We start from the raw sequence: 17,741 nt of genomic DNA on the forward strand, positions 1-17,741 counted from the left end.
GACGAATTACGAATGACGGATTACGAATTGGTAAGTATAGATTTAAACGAATATAAAAGCGAAGACCTGAGCAGTGATATTGCTCAGGTCTTCGCTTTTATATTCGTAATTCGTCATTCGCAATTCGTAATTGATCTTAGAGGTTGTATCCCAGTGAAACATACCATTGTGAACCAATGGTGGGGTTGCCCCATGATTGCACATAAGATTTGTTCAGGATATTTACGCCGCCCAGCTTAACGGTGGTTTTGGCTTTCGGGAAGAATTTGCTGATCATGGCGTCCAGTGTGCCGAAGGCCGGGATTTCGCTCAGCGCCAGTGCATTCACATTAGGTCCTACAAAGGAAGATTGCCAGATGTAAGACTGTTGCCATTTCCATACAACGTTAACGGCTATATTGGAATTAGCGATGTTACGGTTACCTGCATTGAGGCTGTAGCGTACTTTAGGTGTGTTGAACATGGCCAGGAAGCTGCCGAGGTCTTTCTCGTTGCTCAGCTCATTGTAGGAGATATTACCACCGGCCGTAAAGTTCAGTGGCAGGCTGTAATCCAGTCCTAACGCCCAACCCCATGATTTAACGGTTTCTTCTGCGCTCACCGGTACAGAGAATATCTGCTGTGGCGTTGTGCCGCTGGCAGGTTTCACGAGTACCTGGCTGCCGTTCATGTTATTAAAATCATTTTTATAGATGTAGGCGTCTACCAGCAGTCTTTTTGCGATCAGCGCTTTATAGCCAAGTTCATAAGCCTGTATACGTTCCGGTTTGAATTCGCGGAAGGTATACGCCTTGGGAGCGCCGGCCAGTACGGACTGCAGCGTAAATACAGGGCCGTTGTTCAGGCCATAGCGTTCGCGCAGGAAGGGCAGACCGCCGATCAGGTGGGCCTGCGGTGTGTTGAGATCTATGTACTGGTCCTGGTTGTTGGGAATACGGAAGCCTGTCTGGTAAGATACACGCAGGTTGTGCGTTTGCAGGAAGGTGTATACGGCAGACAAACGGGGGCTGAACTGACCATTAAAGTTCATGTTTTTATCGTAGCGTAATGAACCGGTCAGTTTGATATGATCATCTACCAGTTTTTTCATGATCTGGACATAACCGCCATATTCATTGATGCGGAACTCCTTACCATTGTCGTCTACGGCGAACAGGGTTTTTTCAGAGTTAAGCGTATAGCGGCGATAGTTACCACCCACCAGTATTTCAGCGAATTTGATCAGGTTATGGAAGTTGTACATGAACTCCAGCTGATAGAGGTTGGTTTTATCCGTGAATTTCGCACCAACGCCTTTGGAGTCGCCGGGGATAGGCTTGCTTCTTACTTGTGCCGCCGCGTTGTTGAAGTCAGCGGTGCCTGGCATAAAGCGACCGGAATCGGCTTTGGCGCGGGCATTCTGGAAGAAGAGCGGCATGCCGGTGGTAACGGCATTTTGTGCGGCTGCATAGGCAGCGGCATCTGTAGCGCCGGTTTGTAATGCTTTGCCATATGCCTGTGCGAAGGTGCCCAGCGCCTGGGTAGCATAAGTGCCGAAGTATTGGGAATACCATACAGTGCTGGGTTTCCAGGCTTCGTTGATACCTGCTGCAAGCGTGCCGCTGGCGTAGCTGTCACCGGATCTTTCCTGTGTGGTATAAGCTCTTACATAGAAGTCAGGGTGGCGTAATTCCACTTTGTACTGGCCCATGTTAAAGTCCTTCAGCGAGTAACGGTCGGCGCCGGTATATACAGTGGTGCCGGAGCCATAGCTGCCCTGGATCAGAGCTTCCAGGTTTTCCGTGATTTTATAGTGAAGGGCGCCGTTCAGTTTCAGGTTTTTGGTGTTATAGTCCACCACGTCAGATTCGTTGTAGCCGGTGCGGGTGATGGTAGCTCTGTTGGGAGCCGGCATGGCAGCATTGAAGATCTGATCGGGCGTTACTTTACCACCAAACATCGCGGAGATGCCGGCCAGTTGTTGGCTCAGCGAACCGCCTGTTTTAAGGGTGTTGTACATGTTAACGGAGTTTTCATCACCATAGGTGTTGACGCCGTTATATCCTTCGTTGTTGGCGCGGGTGCCATCCTGCAAACCATGGCCATTGGCCAGGCTCTGGTCGCGGTAGTCGTGTGCCTGCCAGTCATCTGCCTTGATATAGCCTACATTCAGTTTAAATGCCCATTTGTTGTTGAAGGCATGTGCGTAACGAACGGCCACATCATAGAAACCGGTAGTAGCAGAAGTGCGGCCACCGTCGTTAAGGATACCTGTTTTCACCTGAGCGCTGAGGCCCTGGTACTGGAACGGGTTTTTGCTGGTCATCAGTACGATACCGTTGAGTGCATTGGGGCCGTAGAGGGCGGAGGCTGCGCCGGGAATCAGTTCCACGTTGTCGAGGTCCAGTTCCGGGATGCCCACCATATTACCTACGGAGAAGTTGAGGCCTGGGGCCTGATTGTCCATACCGTCATTCAGTTGCAGCACGCGGGTGTTGCCGTTGCTGTTGAAACCGCGTGTGTTCACGGACTTGAAGGTGAGGCTCTGGGTGCTCATTTCCACCCCTTTCAGGTTGGCGAGGGCATCATAGAAAGAGGGTGCCGGAGACGCTTTCAGCGCGCGGGCATCCAGCTTTTCGATGGATACCGGCGATTGCAGGATGCTTTCCTGTACGCGGCTGGCGGCTACTACCACTTCCTGCCCGAGTATTTCGGTAGTGCTAAGGGTAATGGCGACTTTCTCATTGGCATTGTTGATCACCTGTTCTGTGGTCTGATAACCTACATAGGTGAAAACCAGGGTCAGTGGCAGTGCATGGTTGGTTTTGAGCTGGAAGTTACCGCCGTTGCCTGTGATAGTGCCGGCTGTGGCACCTTTCACAGCAACCGTAACTCCCTGCATACCGTTTCCGGATGTTTTGTCTGTTACAGTACCGGTAATAGTTGTAGGCGTTTGCGCTGTGAGTACCAGGGAAAAGGACATCAATAGCAACAGGGAGCCCAAACATACTTTGAATAGAATGCTTTTCATACGCAGTGGACGTTTTTGATTTAGACTCGGTTATATCTAAATATAGCGAAAAATCAAATACAACTGCGAAACTGAAAATATTTCCTGCCGGAGGTAGTTACTGCCAATCCTGCAAGATCTTCCCGATCTTCTCAAACTCAATCAGGAAGCCATCATGGCCGTAAGACGAGTCTATTTCATGATAGGTGGTATTGGGCAGATAGGTGGCCAGCAGGCGTTGCTCTTCCGGTGGACAGAGCAGGTCACTGCTGATACCGATCAGCAGTACCGGTTGCTGTATGTGGGAGAGGGAAGTGGTGATGTCTTCGTGACGGCCGCGGGCAATGTTGTGGCTGTCCATCGCTTTGGAGAGCAGCCAGTAGGACTGGGCATTGAAACGTTTCACCAGTTTATCGCCCTGGTAGTCGATATAGGAAGAAGCGCGGAAATTGTCTGTCTTCTCTTTGTCGGGATCAGACTGGGTGCGCATGAATGTCTGGTAGTTACGATAGGTGACCATCCCAATGGCCCTCGCAGCTTTGAGGCCACGGGCGCCGGCATGGGGAGTGGCGTCCTGCCAGCTGGCATCAGCCTCAATAGACAGGCGCTGCGCGGTATGAATGGCAATACCCCAGGCACTTTCAGCAGCGCCGGTGCAAAGCAGGAACAGGCGTCCGATACGCGCCGGCTCCGTCAAAGCCCATTCCAGTACCTGGTAACCGCCCATAGAACCACCCACGAGCAGGCTTATGTGTTGTATCTGCAGGTGCTCGCGCAGCAGGCAATGCGCCTGCACCATATCACGGATGGTGATGGCCGGAAAGGTATGGTACCAGGGCTTACCGGTAGCGGGATTCACGGTATGCGGACCCGAACTGCCGTAGCAGGAACCGATGATATTGGCGCATACAATAAAATGCCGGGCCGGGTCAATCACCCGGCCATGGCCGATAAGGCCGCTCCACCAGTCAGCTACGTCGCTGTTGGCGGTCAGTGCATGACATACCCATACCACATTGCTGCCGTCAGCATTCATGGTACCGTAAGTATGATAGGCGATCTGTAATTCAGGTAATACCTGGCCGGACTCCAGCCGGAATGGTGCTTTACTGTAAAAAACCTGTGCAGACAATAATCCAAAATTTTTGCAAATCTACAATACGAATCAGGAATTACAAATTACGAATTACGAATTACGAATTGAGGGCCAACAAGTAGCAGTGGTCCCCTAAAGAAATCTTCAATCATAATTCGTAATTCGTAATTCGTAATTGAATTATTTATCTTTGTTGGAAGAAACCCACCTAATCATGAAAATAGCATTACAAAGAGTAGACGACGGTTTCAACATGGAAGCCGTTGATGAAGGCGGTCACAAAGTGTTGATGGATTCATCCCTGGAAAACGGGGGGAAAAACAACGGAGTAAGACCTATGCAGATGGTCATCATGGGCCTCGGAGGTTGCTCTGCCATTGATGTGCTGATGATCCTGAAAAAACAACGTCAGGAAGTGAAGGATTTCCGCATTGAAATAGAGGCGGACAGGGAGAAAGGCAAAGAACCGTCTTTATGGGAAACAGCCCACATCGTATTTCATTTTACCGGTAACATCGACGCAGATAAAGCTGCCCGCGCAGTAGAACTGTCGATGAACAAATATTGCTCCGTCGCTGAAACGCTGCGTCAGGCCAACACGAAACTGACCTGGGAAGTGAAACTGAACGCTTAATACGGAGAAACCACCATGTCCATGAGCAATAACAAGCAATACCAACCGGAAACCAATGCGGTCAGAATTCAGACGGCACGTACCAACGAAATGGAACACTCCACGCCGATGTTCCTGACGTCCAGCTTCTGCTTTGATAATGCGGAAGAAATGAGGGCCACTTTCGCGGATGAAACAGATTTTAATATCTACAGCCGCTTCAGTAACCCCAACGTGGATGAGTTTGTACAGAAGATGTGTGCCCTTGAAGGAGCAGAGGCAGGTTATGCCACCGCTTCCGGCATGAGCGCTATCTTCGCCAGCTTCATGGCCCTGCTGAAAGCAGGCGACCACCTGCTGAGCGCCCGCTCTATCTTCGGTTCCACCCATACTGTTATCACCAAGTTCCTGCCTAAATGGGGGATTGAGTGGTCTTATTTCGACGTCAATGACCCGGCAAGCATTGAAGCGATGATCAAACCCAATACTAAGATGATCTTCGTGGAAACGCCTTCCAATCCCGGACTGGAAGTCATTGATATCGCCTATCTCGCCGGCATCGCCAACAAACACAATGTCATCCTCAACGTTGACAACTGTTTCGCCACGCCGGTGCTGCAACGTCCTATCGAAGCTGGCGCCCATATCGTTACCCACTCGGCCACCAAATGGATCGACGGGCAGGGACGTGTGCTCGGTGGCGCTGTCCTCGGCAAAAAAGAACTGATCAAAGAAGTGCATACTTTCTGCAGAAGCACCGGCCCGGCCATGTCGCCATTCAACGCCTGGGTGCTGAGCAAAAGTCTGGAAACGCTGCATGTACGCATGGAGCGCCATACTGCCAGCGCGCTGAAACTGGCACAGTCGCTGGAAAATAACCGGCACCTGAGCGGCGTGAAATATCCTTTCCTGGCCAGCCATCCACAGCACGACATCGCCCGCAAACAAATGAGCGGTGGCGGTGGTATCGTATGCTTTGAACTGAAAGGCGGCCTCGAAAGCGGCGTGCGTTTCCTCAATGCCCTGCAACTGCTGTCCCTCACCGCTAATCTGGGCGACAGCCGCAGCATCGCCTCCCATCCGGCCAGCACCACCCACGCTAAACTCAGCGATGAGGAAAGAGCCAGTGTAGGCATCACGCCCGGCCTGATCCGCATCTCTGTGGGACTGGAAAATGTAAACGATATCCTCGCAGATATAGAACAGGCACTGGAAAAAAGTGCACTGTAACGATATAGGCATCTATTATAACAATGCCCGGAGCCTATGCTCCGGGCATTGTTATAATAGGCCGTTTTGGATAACTTACGCTGGCCGCTTCATGAATCCGGCCAGGGCAAAAGCCGCCGCCGCCGCGGAGAATACGGAAAAGTCGAGCGGCGCTTTGATGCTCCGGGAAAAAGCCATCGCCAGCGCAAACAGTATCAGCAATATGCCACTACCTTGCGCTACCACCCGGGTTTTGAAGTTGAATAATAAAGCAATGCCGAAAAGCAGCTCAAATGCGGTGGCCACCGCCCCTGCAACGGCTACCAGCGGCGCCGGAAAGCCGGGGAGCAGCGCCGCGGTGTATTGAAGAAACTTATCCCAGTTGCCCCAGGCGGAATGTGCCGCACCCCACAGACCAAACCGGTCGGCCACTGCGGATAAAAAGCCTGCGCTGAGGGCTATACGTAAAAACCACACTGTTATTTTCTCTTCTGTGAACTTCATAACTGTTTAGATGGATCGTGTTAAGTAATGCAGAACAGTAACAAAGGTATCTACCCCTACAGCATTCCTTCTTAAGATAGCTTAAGAAATGAAAAGGCTTATGTTTTTCGGATAGTGCTCAGATGTTCAGGGCTGATATCCAGATACGAAGCCAGCATATATTGAGGCACCCGTTGGGCAAATCCCGGAAAGCGCTGTACGAGATTCAGATAACGGTCTTTGGCGCCCATCTGCATATAAAAATCGTTCCTGCGCTGGATGGCAATCAGCATGTTCTGCACGATGATCCTGAAAATCCGCTCAAACTTTGGTGCTGACACATATAATGCCTCCAGATCTTCTTTACGGACCCTGGCCGTTTCAGTGGGCTCTATCGCCTGGATATATAGTCTGCTGGGACTTTCATGAACAAAACTCTCCATTTGCGTTACCCACCAGTTTTCGATGGCAAACAGGGTGATCTTCTCTTTCCCGGTATTGTCGATATAATAACTCCGTACCAGTCCTTTCAAAATAAAATATTTGTACCGGCAAACAGCTCCCTGTTCCAGCAAATGTTCCCGGCGCTCATATGGTTTGTATTCCATGACCGACACCAGCATGTTGAGCTCCGCTTCACTTAACAGGGCGTACCGGCTGAAGTATTTTTTTAACTGCTCCTCCATGGTGATTTTTAAGGCTGTTTAAATACGAATGAATATTTAAGATATTTTGTTATATTAGAATTATGAAATCCTTTTCTCATTTTCTGTTGATCCTTGTGCTGGCATATCTGGCCGGTACGGTACTTCCCTGGTGGAGCGTAGCACTGGTGGCTTTTGTGGTTACCCTGGTGCTGCCACTGTCGCCGGGCAAGTCTTTCTTCAGCGCCTTTCTCTCCGTTTTTATACTGTGGCTCGTGCTCGCATTTTACATGGACGTGCGCAACGATCATCTGCTGGCCAACCGGATGAGTGAAATGATCCTCAAGGTACGCAGCGCGCCGCTATTGGGCGTGATCAGCGCGTTCATCGGGGCTCTGGTGGCCGGTTTTGCAGCCAGCAGCGCCGCATTTGTGAGAGCGCCTAAAAAAATAGTTTCCTAGCTTATCATGTGCTGTTAAATTTGTGGTAAAACGGTAGGTACTCCATTTGCGTACATACCTGGGAGTTATTTTTGACATATGATGAAATACTTACCGACCCTGTTTTTATTCCTGATTACTACGTACTGTGAAGCCGCTACCGTCAAAGGTCTGGTGACCGATGACAAAAACAATTCGCTACCCTTTGCCACTGTTCTGATTAAAGGAACTTCTACCGGTACTACCACCAATGCTGCCGGCCAATACCAATTGGACGTCCCCTCCGGCCAACATACCCTCGTGTGTCAGTATATTGGTTACCGTAAGACAGAAAAAGTGATTCAGGTAGAGGGTACCTCCCAGACCATTAACTTCACCCTGTTGCCCGTCAACCTTCAGATCAAAGAGGTGGTGGTAAAGGCAGGAGGGGAAGATCCCGCTTATGCGATCATCCGGCAGGCTATCAAAAAAAGAGCTTTCTATCAGCAGCAGGTAAAAGAATATACCTGTATGTCTTATATCAAAGGTACCATCAATATGACTGGCGCGCCCAACAAGTTTCTGGGCCAAAAAGTCGATAAAGATGACATGGGGGTGGACAGTGCCGGCAAAGGCATGGTTTTTCTGTCAGAATCGGTGACTAAAATCTCGTTCCGCATGCCGGACAAACTGAAGCTGGAAGTGATCTCTGACCGCAAAAGCGGAGGAGGCTTCGGTATGAGTTTCCCGGCCTTCATCAGCTTTTATGATAACAACGTATCTGCCGTCATTACACAGATGGGGCCCAGAGGCTATATCTCACCCATCTCCCAAAATGCGTTGTCTTACTATAAATACCGGCTCGAAGGAGAGTTTCAGGAGGACGGCCGTACGGTCAATAGAATACGCGTGATACCTAAAAGGAAGCAGGAGCCGCTGTTTTCCGGCTACATCTTCATCACCGACGACGATTGGCGTATTCATAGCACCGATCTGATACTGACCAGCGAATATCAGCTCGAACTGATGGATACGCTGCGTATCCGTCAAACGCATGTATCGGTGTCCGGTGAGGTATGGCGTATCAAAGATCAGGTGCTGTATATGTCATTCAACAAATTCGGCTTCGGCATGAAAGGCAACTTCGTGAATGTATATTCAGACTATAACCTGCAGCCGAATTTTGGGCCGAAGTATTTTGATAACACGTTCATGAAGTACGACTCGGCGTTCGATAAAAAAGAAGCCGTGTATTGGGACAGTATCCGGCCGGTACCGCTGGAGGAGGCCGAATCGCGCGACTACCATCAGAAAGACAGTACCGCCCGGGCCAACAGGCTGGCCGCTATGCGGGGCAATACCCTCGATTCGCTGCGTAAAAAACAGAAACGGATAGAAGTGATGGATGTGCTGTGGGGCGGTGTTAACCGTAAGCTGTATTTCCGCCGCGACAGCGCCGTTGAATCGCACACCCTTTTTGTGAAAGGGCTGGCGCAGGCTGTTAAATATAATACCGTGGAGGGTTTGGCGCTGGCGCTGGAACCGCGGCTACAGTTAAATCTCGGCAAAGAACAGGAACTGAGAATATCTCCGTATATCCGTTATGGTTTAAGCAATACTCACCTTAATGCTTATACGTTTTTAACCTATAGTGCCAATAGCCGCGTCCGTCAACGCTATGGCCGTAACGATTTTACCATAGGGGGCGGTAAACGTATCAGCCAGTTTAATCAGGATAACCCGATAGACAATATCGCCAACGAGTTTTATACGCTCGTGCTGAAGGAGAACTACATGAAGCTGTATGAGAACTGGTTTGGCCAGTTGCGCTACAGTCGCACGTTTCAGACGAACGACCGCTTAACTGCCGGCGTGCGTTATGAAAGCCGTATACCGGTGGAGAACACCACCGATTTTACCTTCTTCAAAAACGATAAAAAGCAGTTTATGCCTAATCATCCTGAGGACCTGGCGCAGACGCCGTTCGACCGCCATCAGGCGTTTATTGTGGACCTGAGCTTCCGTTATCAGCCTGGCCAGCAGTTTGTTGAATTGCCGGACCGAAAGATGCCGCTGGGTTCCAAATACCCGACCTTTGAACTGGCCTACAGCAAAGGGATCCCGAACGTGGCTAACAGTGTGGTGGATTTTGATAAATGGAAACTGTCAGTGTTTGACAATATGAACTTCAAATTGTTTGGAGAGTTCCGCTACAGGGTTACCGCCGGCGGTTTCTTAAATGATCACAATGTGCAGATACCGGACTTCCAGCATTTCAATGGCAACCAGACTTTTTATAATACCAAATACCTGAACAGTTTTCAGCTGGCGCCTTATTACCGCTACAGCACCACCGCACCGTTTTTTGTGACGGCCAATGTGGAACATCATTTCAATGGGCTGCTGACCAACAAGGTGCCCTTGTTTAACCGCCTTAAATGGAATCTGGTGGCTGGTTCCAATGCGTTTTATGTAAATGATAAAAACAATTATCTGGAAGCATTCCTGGGGTTGGAGAATATCCTGAAAGTACTGAGGGTAGATGTGGTAGCTGGTTATCAGAGCCAGGATAATACACGCATAGGTGTCAGAGTGGGAATGGGGGGCGTGTTCGGTAATTTAATTAAGCTGGACCAGTAGGAGCGTAGACAACATATTTGGTTATTTGGATTGGCCTTTATCGGGGAAAACAAATAACCAAATATCCAAATAACCAAATTTTCGATGTCTTCTTCATAGCCTATCTCTTTTTGCTTCTCATTTCCTTGCGTTCATCGAAGAAGTAAGCCAGCAATCTGTAGACCCAGATGCCAACGATAGCGTACATAAAGTAAGTAAGGTAAATACTCATAACATAACATTTTCGGGTTAATCAATTTTTTGTCAGAACGATATTTTCAAAAAGGGTGCCAACTCGGGGTTCGTAACGTTGCAACAAAGATATATACAATAAATATCAAATAGTTATAAATCCATAAATAAATTTTTCACACTTTGTGAACATTTGGCAGTGACCGTGTGTTGTAAAATTGATACTCAACCAGATACACTTTTTGTGGATTTTATCACACTGAAGTGGGATTTTGACCATTACCCATGAAAACCAATGCAATGAAAAAAATAGCCTGGACTGCCTTAGTAGCGGGCATCTTGTTAGCCGCCGCTGCTTACATCACCGAAATCAACGACCTGCCCGGCGCAGTAGAATTACGGACATTTGGATTTATCGGTTATATATTGATTATCAGTGCGGTTGCCTGGTTTTTGCTTCGCCGTCTATACGAATGGGACAAGAAGACGGAAGCGCCCCGGGCGTAAAAACAAAGAAAACTGACGACTGTTTTGTGTGATCTATTAACCCCAACCCGCTGTTTCCCATGCATTTCCGCTCCGTTTCCCGCCAGATTTGCCTATCTTTGCGCAGCCTGACAAAAAACAGGTTTCATTGACATTCTTTTAAGACAAATCGATCAACCACCTGGAAGGACCAGGGTATGATTGAAATTTTGTTCACAAGGCAAGTGTCCTAAAAATTTCAAACAAATGGTATTACACAACAGAGTCTCTGCAGATGAGCTCAGGAAGCGGCTATTGCAGGAAACATTTAAGCGCGTCACTATCTCCTTTTATCAGTACGCGAAGATTGAAGACCCACAGGCTTTCCGCGACCAACTCTACGAGTCCCTTTTTAAACTGGACGTTTTTGGACGTATCTACGTGGCCCATGAAGGCATCAATGCGCAGATCAGCGTGCCGGAACATCATTTTGAAGCCTTCCGTGAGACGCTCTATGCGATCGATTTCCTGAACGGTATCCGCCTGAACATTGCGGTAGACGATGACGGAAAATCATTCTTCGTCCTTAAAATCAAAGTGCGGGAAAAAATCGTGGCCGATGGTATTGAAGATCCCACCTTCGACATGGCCAACCGCGGCAGGTATGTAGATGCCCAGGCATTTAATACGCTCACGGACGATCCGGAAACGGTGATCGTGGACATGCGTAACCACTACGAATATGAAGTCGGACATTTTGACGGTGCCATCGAAGTACCGTCGGATACTTTCCGCGATCAGCTGCCTATGGCGGTTGACATGCTGAAAGATCAGAAAGACAAAAATATCATCATGTACTGCACCGGGGGAATCCGCTGTGAGAAAGCATCTGCGTACATGTTGCACCATGGGTTCAAAAATGTTTTCCACCTTGAAGGGGGGATTATTGAATACACCAACAAAGCCAAACAACAGGGACTTCCTGTTAAATTTAAAGGCAAAAATTTTGTTTTCGATGACCGTCTGGGGGAGAGAATAAGTGAGGATATTATTAGCCAATGTCATCAATGTGGGGAACCTTGTGATACCCACACCAACTGTTTAAATGACGGCTGTCACCTTTTATTTATTCAATGTGAGTCCTGTGCCACAAAATACAATGGCTGCTGTAGCGATGCCTGCAAAGAAGTACATGCATTACCGGAGGAAGAAAAAGCAGCCCTGCGTAAGGGCGTAGACAAAGGACTTATGTTCAACAAATCCCGCAGGAAAAGAATAAAATAAAAAAAACCGCCCCGCGTGGTTTCCTCTCGGCAGGGCGGAGTAGATATAATTATAAAATCAGTATGGGCCGGACCGTCGTCCGGCCTTTTCCTTTTTCATAACCATTCTATCAACCTATATGCGAACTAAAAGTTGATCATCTCCCGGTTAATCATTCGCCGGAAGGCGATATAATATCTTTATTCGATGGCTGTCTTATTTCTGTACGCCCGGTAAAAAATAATCGGGAATACCAGCAATGTCAATACGGTTGCCGTGATCAAACCTCCAATCACCACAATGGCCAACGGCTTCTGTGTTTCTGAACCAATACCGTGTGAAAGCGCTGCGGGCACAAGGCCTATGGCTGCCATCAACGCTGTCATCACTACCGGCCGGATACGGCTCTGAACACCCAGCTTAATCGCCTCATTCAGATCGATTTTCGCCTGCAGGTTTTTATGGAACACTGAAATCAGAATAACACCATTCTGGATACAGATACCAAACAGGGCAATAAATCCTACGCCGGCAGAAATGCCGAAGTTCATACCTGTAACGTGCAAAGCGAGAATTCCCCCTATTAATGCGAAAGGAACATTCATTAAAACCAGTCCGGCATCCTTCACACTGCCCAGCATAATAAACAGCACCATAAAAATGGCAACAAGGCTGATAGGCACTACCTGTCCGAGTCTTTGGGTGGCGCGCACCTGGTTTTCGAACTCACCGGTCCAGCCTACACTGTACCCTTTAGGCAGTTTAATTACTTTATTAATTTTTTGCTGCGCTTCGCTGATGGTGGAACCAAGGTCACGGTCACGCACGGAAAACTTGATACCGATGAAACGTTTATTGAGATCGCGGTAAATAAATGCCGGTCCTGTAATGGTCCTGATCTCCGCGATTTCTTTCAGCGGCACCTTGTTGTTATTGATCGTTGGCACCATCAGATTGGCCAGGTCTTCCTCGTTTTTGCGGTAGTTGGCATCATAACGGATACGGATATCGAATTTTTTCTCGCCTTCATACAGCTGCGTGGCGGTCTTACCACCAATGGCCATTTCAATCACGGCTTGTGCATCGCCGGTAGACACGCCATACTGGGCCATCTTGTTGTTGTCCAGGTCAATGCTCATCTCTGGCTGACCGATATTGCGTATTACGCCGAGGTCTTTGATACCGGGCACTGTCTTCAGCTGGGTAATCACCTGCTGGGACAAAGATTCCAGTTGAGACAGGTCGGCGCCGTATATTTTCACACCATTGGCGGCTTTAAAGCCGGCCACGGCTTCTGATACGTTGTCGCTGATAGGCTGGGAGAAGTTGAGTATGATGCCCGGGTATTTTTTTAACCGGCCTTCCATCTGCGAAATCAGTTCATCCTGCGTGATCTTGCGTTTCCATTCATCTTTAGGCAACAGGTCTACCTGATATTGTACAAAATAAAATCCGTTCGGGTCGGTACCGTCGTTGGAACGGCCTACCTGCGACAGTACTCTTTTTACTTCAGGGAAACCGCCCAAATCCTCGCGGATGCTATGCGCCATGCGGGTGCTCTCGGTAAGCGACATACTCATCGGCAGCTCTGTGGTTACCCAGAGCGAACCTTCATTGAGCTGTGGCAGGAACTCAGTGCCCAGGAACTTGGCAGACAGGAAGGTCACTACCATAAACGCCAGCGCACAGGTAAGGCTCAGGCGTTTGTTACGGTAAGTCCAGTTGAATCCGCTGGTAACGATGCGGTCAAAGAAGTTTACCACAAAGTTGTTCTTCTCCTTCACGTTTTTGTTGAGCAGGATAGAACAGAGTACAGGCACCAGCGTTAGGGTGAACAACAGGGCGCCTAACAGAGCAAAACCCAGTGTCCACGCCAGCGGAGAGAACATTTTTCCTTCCACCTTCTGGAAAGAGAAGATGGGTATCAGGGAGATAATAATGATCAGTTTGGAGAAGAAAATGGCTTTGGCGAGCTCTCCACCGGTTTGTTTGATCCATCCCAGCTTGGCCATCTTGTTGAACCGCTCCATGCCGTATTTATGGGCTTTATGGTCCAGCATAACGAAGATCCCTTCCACCATTACCACGGCACCGTCTATGATGATACCGAAGTCGATGGCGCCCATAGACAGCAGGTTAGCGCTCATGCCCTTAATACGCAGGCACATGAAGGCAAACAGCAGCGCCAGCGGGATGATGATAGATACGATCACCGTCGTGCGCCAGTCGGCCATGAAAATAAATACGATCACGGTCACGAAAATGATCCCTTCCGCGAGGTTGTGCATCACCGTATGGGTACAGAACTCCATCAGGTTATCACGGTCGTAGAAGGTTTCCATTTTGATATCTTCCGGCAGTACGGTTTCGTTCAGCTCCTTTAGTTTATCCTTCAGGCGTTTGAGCACTTCGGAAGGGTTTTCTCCTTTACGCATTACCACGATGCCTTCCACGAGGTCGTCGGCTTTATCAAGGCCTACCTGTCCCACACGCGGGGCGGAGGATTCATGTACATTGGCGAGGTCTTTTACCAGCAGTGGCACGCCGTTGATGTTCTGCACAATGATGTTCTGGATATCGGAGATGCTGTTAAGCAGGCCGATACCGCGTACCACATAGGCCTGACCGTTTTTCTCGATCACATCGCCGCCAACGTTCACGTTGCTTTTGGTCACCACCTGATAGAGTTCCAGCGGGGTGATATCGTATTTGGCGAGGCGTACGGGGTCCGCTGAAATTTCATAGATCTTTTCCTGTCCGCCAAATGCCACTACGTCTGCTACGCCGGGCACGCTGCGTATCTGCCGGTCGATGACCCAGTTTTGCCAGGTCAGCAGATCACGGGAATCGCGTTTGTTGCTTTTCAGATAATAACGGAAGATTTCCCCGGTAGGGCCGTAGGGTGGCTGTACCTCCGGTTCTGCACCTTCCGGCAGACCAAGGCCAGCCAGCATATTGTTTACCTGCTGGCGCGCGAAGAAGTCTTCCACATCATCTTCGAAGATGATTTTTACAACGGAAAGGCCGAACATCGTTACAGAACGTACGCTGGTCTTGCGTTGTACGGCATTCATCGACACTTCGATGGGCAGGGTCACAAAACGCTCCACTTCCTGGGCGCTGCGACCGTTCCATTTGGTAACGATGACAATTTGTGTATTGGTAACGTCGGGAAACGCTTCGATGGGTGTGTGCAGGAATGAAAATACGCCTGCAATGATCAGTACGATCACACCGATAAAAACAAAGAGTTTGTTTTTGAGCGAAAAAGCGACAATATTTCTGATGAATTTATTCATAATTCCTCTTCTTTAGAGCCAGGCTGGTGTTTCATGCCATGACATACTTAGTCTTTCAGTGCGTCGTAAATCAGCAGCTGATTTTTAGAGATCACTTTTTCATCTGCCTGCAGGCCGGAGCTGAGGTAAGTCAGATCACCGGAAGTTTTGGCTACTTCTACCTGTCTTACGGCGATGTTGAATTTATCCTTGAACACCAGTACATAATTTTTACTGTTGTCAAAGATGACAGCGGCAGATGGCACGGCGATTTTCTCATCGTGGTCTGTGTACTTCACGTATACGGTGGCAAACATTTCCGGTTTGAGCAACATGTTTTTATTGTCGATCCGGATACGTACCTGCATGGTTTTGGTGGCAGGGTCGAGGAAATTATTGATCTTGTCTATCTTGCCATGGAAGGGCTCATCAGGATAGCTCACGGTGACTACGTCCGCTTCATAGCCTTCCTTGATTTTGGCGATATCTGTTTCAAACACGTTGGCCATGACCCATACATCGTCCAGTTCGGAGATGGTGAAAATATTGGCGCTGTTGTCTGTACGGATCTCCATGTTGTTATTGATGTTCTTTTCAATAATATATCCGGAGATAGGGGCGGTCACCAGGTAGGTGGCGCCTTTACCTTTACGGTATATTTTAAAGAGGTCGTTGAGACGATTGATTTCGGCGTTGTTTTTCTGTACTTCCCCTCTGGCGTTCACCACATCTTTTTCGGTGCTCAGGCGGCTGTCGTACAGGTCCTGCGCCACTTTCAGGTTCTTCTCTGCCACGCCGCGGTCGGAGCGGGCCTGCGCCAGTTGTTTTTCATAGTCGGCGATCTCGGCGCTGTGTATCACGGCCAGCACCTGACCTTTCTGGACATAGTCGCCCAGCTGCACTTTGATATCTTCCACATAACCACTCACCAGTGGATATACTTTGAGTACTTTGCCACCATTGGGGGCCACTTTACCGGAGAGCCGCACTTCGTTCATCACGGGTACCAAATGAGCGGTATCGATGCGGATATTTTTTAACATGGTATCGCTGAGCACAAAAGTGCTCTTCTCGGAATCTTCGGCCTGTGTGTGTTTGCATCCACTCCAGATAACTGCTGCCAGCAGCGAAAAGCCAACGATCAATATAGGCTGTTTCATGCGCTTAGTTTTTAAATAATTCTTGTCCTGTGGCGTAATTGAGTTCTTCGTAAGCATCTACCCGGTTGGATAAAAACTTATTGATGTTTTTAGCGTTGTCGCTATAGCTGTTGAAATAGTCGATGAATTGTAACAGGGAGATGTTGCCCTTGCTGAAGTTCTTGGCCACTTCGGAGATCAGGGTGTCAAACTCGTCCTGGAACTGGTGCAGGTCGAAGCTCTTGTAACGCTTTTCCAGGGCTACGATGCGCTGATAGGCGTTGATGACTTCTGTCTGGGCAACGGACTGCTGTTGTTGCAGTTGCTGCTTGCCGGCGCCGATCTGCAACTGCGCGGCCTTGATATTGCCCTGGTTGCGGTTCCACAACGGGAGGTCGATACCCAATGTAAGGCCCACGAAATTGTCGATGTAGCTGCCTTTTTTATCATAGGTGGCGCCCACATGCAAATCCGGTACGGCCATGGCTTTTTGCAGGCGGTAGTTCAGTTCGGCGGTCTGGTATTGCGTAGCGGCGATGCGTACATCCGGGCGGCTGATCGCTACGCTGTCCAGCAGGGACGATAATTCTATATGATCAAGCCGGTAGGCGGCGAGGTCGGCAGGTGTGACCACTGCTTCATAAAAATCCCTGCTATGGAGTAGCTGTTGCAGGTTTTTCTGCGCTTCCAGTTCTTCCTGCTTCAGGTCCGCATAGTCGTTTTCAATACCTACCTGTAATGCCTGTAAGCGCACCAGGTCGGCGTGCGCCACACTGCCTTTTTTATCGGCGGCAACATAAGCGTCCACGATGCGTTGCAGGTTTTCGAGTTGTTCCTTGAGCACTTTGCCGGTCTGGCGGCGGTAATACAGCGTGTAGAAGTTCTCGCGCAGTTGGAGGCGGAGGGTGCGCACCAACTCATCGAAGGTGGCTTCGTTCATTTTAGTGGCGGTGGCTGCCAGCTGTACATTTTTGTTGCGTTTGCCGGCCAGCTGAATCAGCTGATCAATGGTGTACTGCGTTTCTCCTCCTTTACCTACTTTAAAAGGCTGGAACTTATCGGTGCTGCCGAAGCCCAATACCGTGCTGAAGGAGGGGTTGCTCCACATTTTTGCCTGACGCACCAATGCCTTGGAAGCGTCAATCTGATAACGTTGTGCCAACAGTACATAGTTTCTGACCAGGAAAGAATCCTCGACGGCTTGTAAAGTGACCGTCTGGGTCGGAGTTTGCGCCTTTATCGGTTGAATAAAGCCCAGGCTGGCAACGCATACTGACAGTATCAGTTTCGTTTTGGTTCGCATAATGCCTATTTTCATAGTACAAAGCTCCC

At 49.1% G+C, this 17,741-nt stretch carries 13 protein-coding genes; 6 read left to right on the forward strand and 7 right to left on the reverse strand.

Going from position 1 to position 17,741, the window contains the following annotated elements:
- Positions 1-136 precede the first annotated feature (136 nt).
- On the reverse strand, positions 137-3,010 hold the full coding sequence (locus tag ICL55_RS33870; protein ID WP_188106257.1) for a TonB-dependent receptor: 2,874 nt from the start codon (positions 3,008-3,010) through the stop codon (positions 137-139).
- Between the two features lie 97 nt (positions 3,011-3,107).
- A complete protein-coding gene (gene metX, locus ICL55_RS33875; RefSeq protein ID WP_223151685.1) occupies positions 3,108-4,121 on the reverse strand; it encodes a homoserine O-acetyltransferase MetX in 1,014 nt (337 codons plus the stop codon).
- A gap of 178 nt (positions 4,122-4,299) precedes the next feature.
- Between metX and ICL55_RS33880 the strand changes: the two genes are divergently transcribed.
- Entirely contained in the window at positions 4,300-4,719 is a 420-nt protein-coding gene (locus ICL55_RS33880) for an OsmC family protein (protein ID WP_169226206.1), read from the forward strand.
- Positions 4,720-4,740: 21 nt separating this feature from the next.
- Positions 4,741-5,928 (forward strand): O-succinylhomoserine sulfhydrylase, encoded by a 1,188-nt coding sequence (locus tag ICL55_RS33885; protein ID WP_188106260.1) that lies wholly within the window; start codon positions 4,741-4,743, stop codon positions 5,926-5,928.
- Between the two features lie 75 nt (positions 5,929-6,003).
- Here the strand turns inward: ICL55_RS33885 and ICL55_RS33890 are convergent, their stop codons facing one another.
- Complete coding sequence (locus ICL55_RS33890) at positions 6,004-6,411, reverse strand: DoxX family protein (protein WP_188106262.1); 408 nt, start codon at positions 6,409-6,411, stop codon at positions 6,004-6,006.
- Between the two features lie 98 nt (positions 6,412-6,509).
- Positions 6,510-7,076, reverse strand: coding sequence for a Crp/Fnr family transcriptional regulator (locus tag ICL55_RS33895; protein ID WP_188106264.1), 567 nt, complete (start codon positions 7,074-7,076; stop codon positions 6,510-6,512).
- A 62-nt stretch (positions 7,077-7,138) separates the two neighbouring features.
- Between ICL55_RS33895 and ICL55_RS33900 the strand changes: the two genes are divergently transcribed.
- The 4 genes from ICL55_RS33900 to trhO all read left to right on the forward strand — a co-directional run bounded on the left by ICL55_RS33900 (position 7,139) and on the right by trhO (position 12,013).
- Positions 7,139-7,495 carry a hypothetical protein gene (locus tag ICL55_RS33900; RefSeq protein ID WP_188106266.1) on the forward strand — a complete coding sequence of 119 codons (357 nt, stop codon included), beginning with the start codon at positions 7,139-7,141 and terminating at the stop codon, positions 7,493-7,495.
- 78 nt (positions 7,496-7,573) lie between these two features.
- The gene (locus ICL55_RS33905; protein WP_188106268.1) at positions 7,574-10,093 is read left to right on the forward strand and encodes a DUF5686 and carboxypeptidase regulatory-like domain-containing protein; all 2,520 of its coding nucleotides are present in this window, start codon (positions 7,574-7,576) and stop codon (positions 10,091-10,093) included.
- Positions 10,094-10,564: 471 nt separating this feature from the next.
- On the forward strand, positions 10,565-10,771 hold the full coding sequence (locus ICL55_RS33910; RefSeq protein ID WP_188106271.1) for a hypothetical protein: 207 nt from the start codon (positions 10,565-10,567) through the stop codon (positions 10,769-10,771).
- A 225-nt stretch (positions 10,772-10,996) separates the two neighbouring features.
- The gene (trhO, locus tag ICL55_RS33915) at positions 10,997-12,013 is read left to right on the forward strand and encodes an oxygen-dependent tRNA uridine(34) hydroxylase TrhO (RefSeq protein WP_188106274.1); all 1,017 of its coding nucleotides are present in this window, start codon (positions 10,997-10,999) and stop codon (positions 12,011-12,013) included.
- A 179-nt stretch (positions 12,014-12,192) separates the two neighbouring features.
- On the opposite strand, the gene ICL55_RS33920 is transcribed toward trhO, so the two are convergent.
- From ICL55_RS33920 to ICL55_RS33930, 3 genes are read right to left on the reverse strand one after another with little or no spacing between them, the layout of a single operon-like run.
- Positions 12,193-15,291, reverse strand: coding sequence for an efflux RND transporter permease subunit (locus ICL55_RS33920; protein ID WP_188106277.1), 3,099 nt, complete (start codon positions 15,289-15,291; stop codon positions 12,193-12,195).
- A gap of 47 nt (positions 15,292-15,338) precedes the next feature.
- A complete protein-coding gene (locus ICL55_RS33925) occupies positions 15,339-16,430 on the reverse strand; it encodes an efflux RND transporter periplasmic adaptor subunit (protein ID WP_188106279.1) in 1,092 nt (363 codons plus the stop codon).
- A gap of 4 nt (positions 16,431-16,434) precedes the next feature.
- Positions 16,435-17,712, reverse strand: a complete 1,278-nt coding sequence (locus ICL55_RS33930) for a TolC family protein (protein ID WP_188106281.1) — start codon at positions 17,710-17,712, stop codon at positions 16,435-16,437.
- Positions 17,713-17,741: the final 29 nt, after the last annotated feature.

Origin of the sequence: Chitinophaga varians, from assembly GCF_014529945.1 — a bacterium.
GTDB classification, from domain to species: domain Bacteria; phylum Bacteroidota; class Bacteroidia; order Chitinophagales; family Chitinophagaceae; genus Chitinophaga; species Chitinophaga varians.

What these genes read in the sequence shown, in the direction of transcription:
- ICL55_RS33870 (WP_188106257.1), bottom strand. Translation starts at nt 3,010, where the DNA reads ATGAAAAGCATTCTATTCAAAGTATGTTTGGGCTCCCTGTTGCTATTG.
- ICL55_RS33880 (WP_169226206.1), top strand. Translation starts at nt 4,300, where the DNA reads ATGAAAATAGCATTACAAAGAGTAGACGACGGTTTCAACATGGAAGCC.
- ICL55_RS33885 (WP_188106260.1), top strand. Translation starts at nt 4,741, where the DNA reads ATGAGCAATAACAAGCAATACCAACCGGAAACCAATGCGGTCAGAATT.
- ICL55_RS33890 (WP_188106262.1), bottom strand. Translation starts at nt 6,411, where the DNA reads ATGAAGTTCACAGAAGAGAAAATAACAGTGTGGTTTTTACGTATAGCC.
- ICL55_RS33895 (WP_188106264.1), bottom strand. Translation starts at nt 7,076, where the DNA reads ATGGAGGAGCAGTTAAAAAAATACTTCAGCCGGTACGCCCTGTTAAGT.
- ICL55_RS33900 (WP_188106266.1), top strand. Translation starts at nt 7,139, where the DNA reads ATGAAATCCTTTTCTCATTTTCTGTTGATCCTTGTGCTGGCATATCTG.
- ICL55_RS33905 (WP_188106268.1), top strand. Translation starts at nt 7,574, where the DNA reads ATGATGAAATACTTACCGACCCTGTTTTTATTCCTGATTACTACGTAC.
- ICL55_RS33910 (WP_188106271.1), top strand. Translation starts at nt 10,565, where the DNA reads ATGAAAAAAATAGCCTGGACTGCCTTAGTAGCGGGCATCTTGTTAGCC.
- trhO (WP_188106274.1), top strand. Translation starts at nt 10,997, where the DNA reads ATGGTATTACACAACAGAGTCTCTGCAGATGAGCTCAGGAAGCGGCTA.
- ICL55_RS33920 (WP_188106277.1), bottom strand. Translation starts at nt 15,291, where the DNA reads ATGAATAAATTCATCAGAAATATTGTCGCTTTTTCGCTCAAAAACAAA.
- ICL55_RS33925 (WP_188106279.1), bottom strand. Translation starts at nt 16,430, where the DNA reads ATGAAACAGCCTATATTGATCGTTGGCTTTTCGCTGCTGGCAGCAGTT.
- ICL55_RS33930 (WP_188106281.1), bottom strand. Translation starts at nt 17,712, where the DNA reads ATGCGAACCAAAACGAAACTGATACTGTCAGTATGCGTTGCCAGCCTG.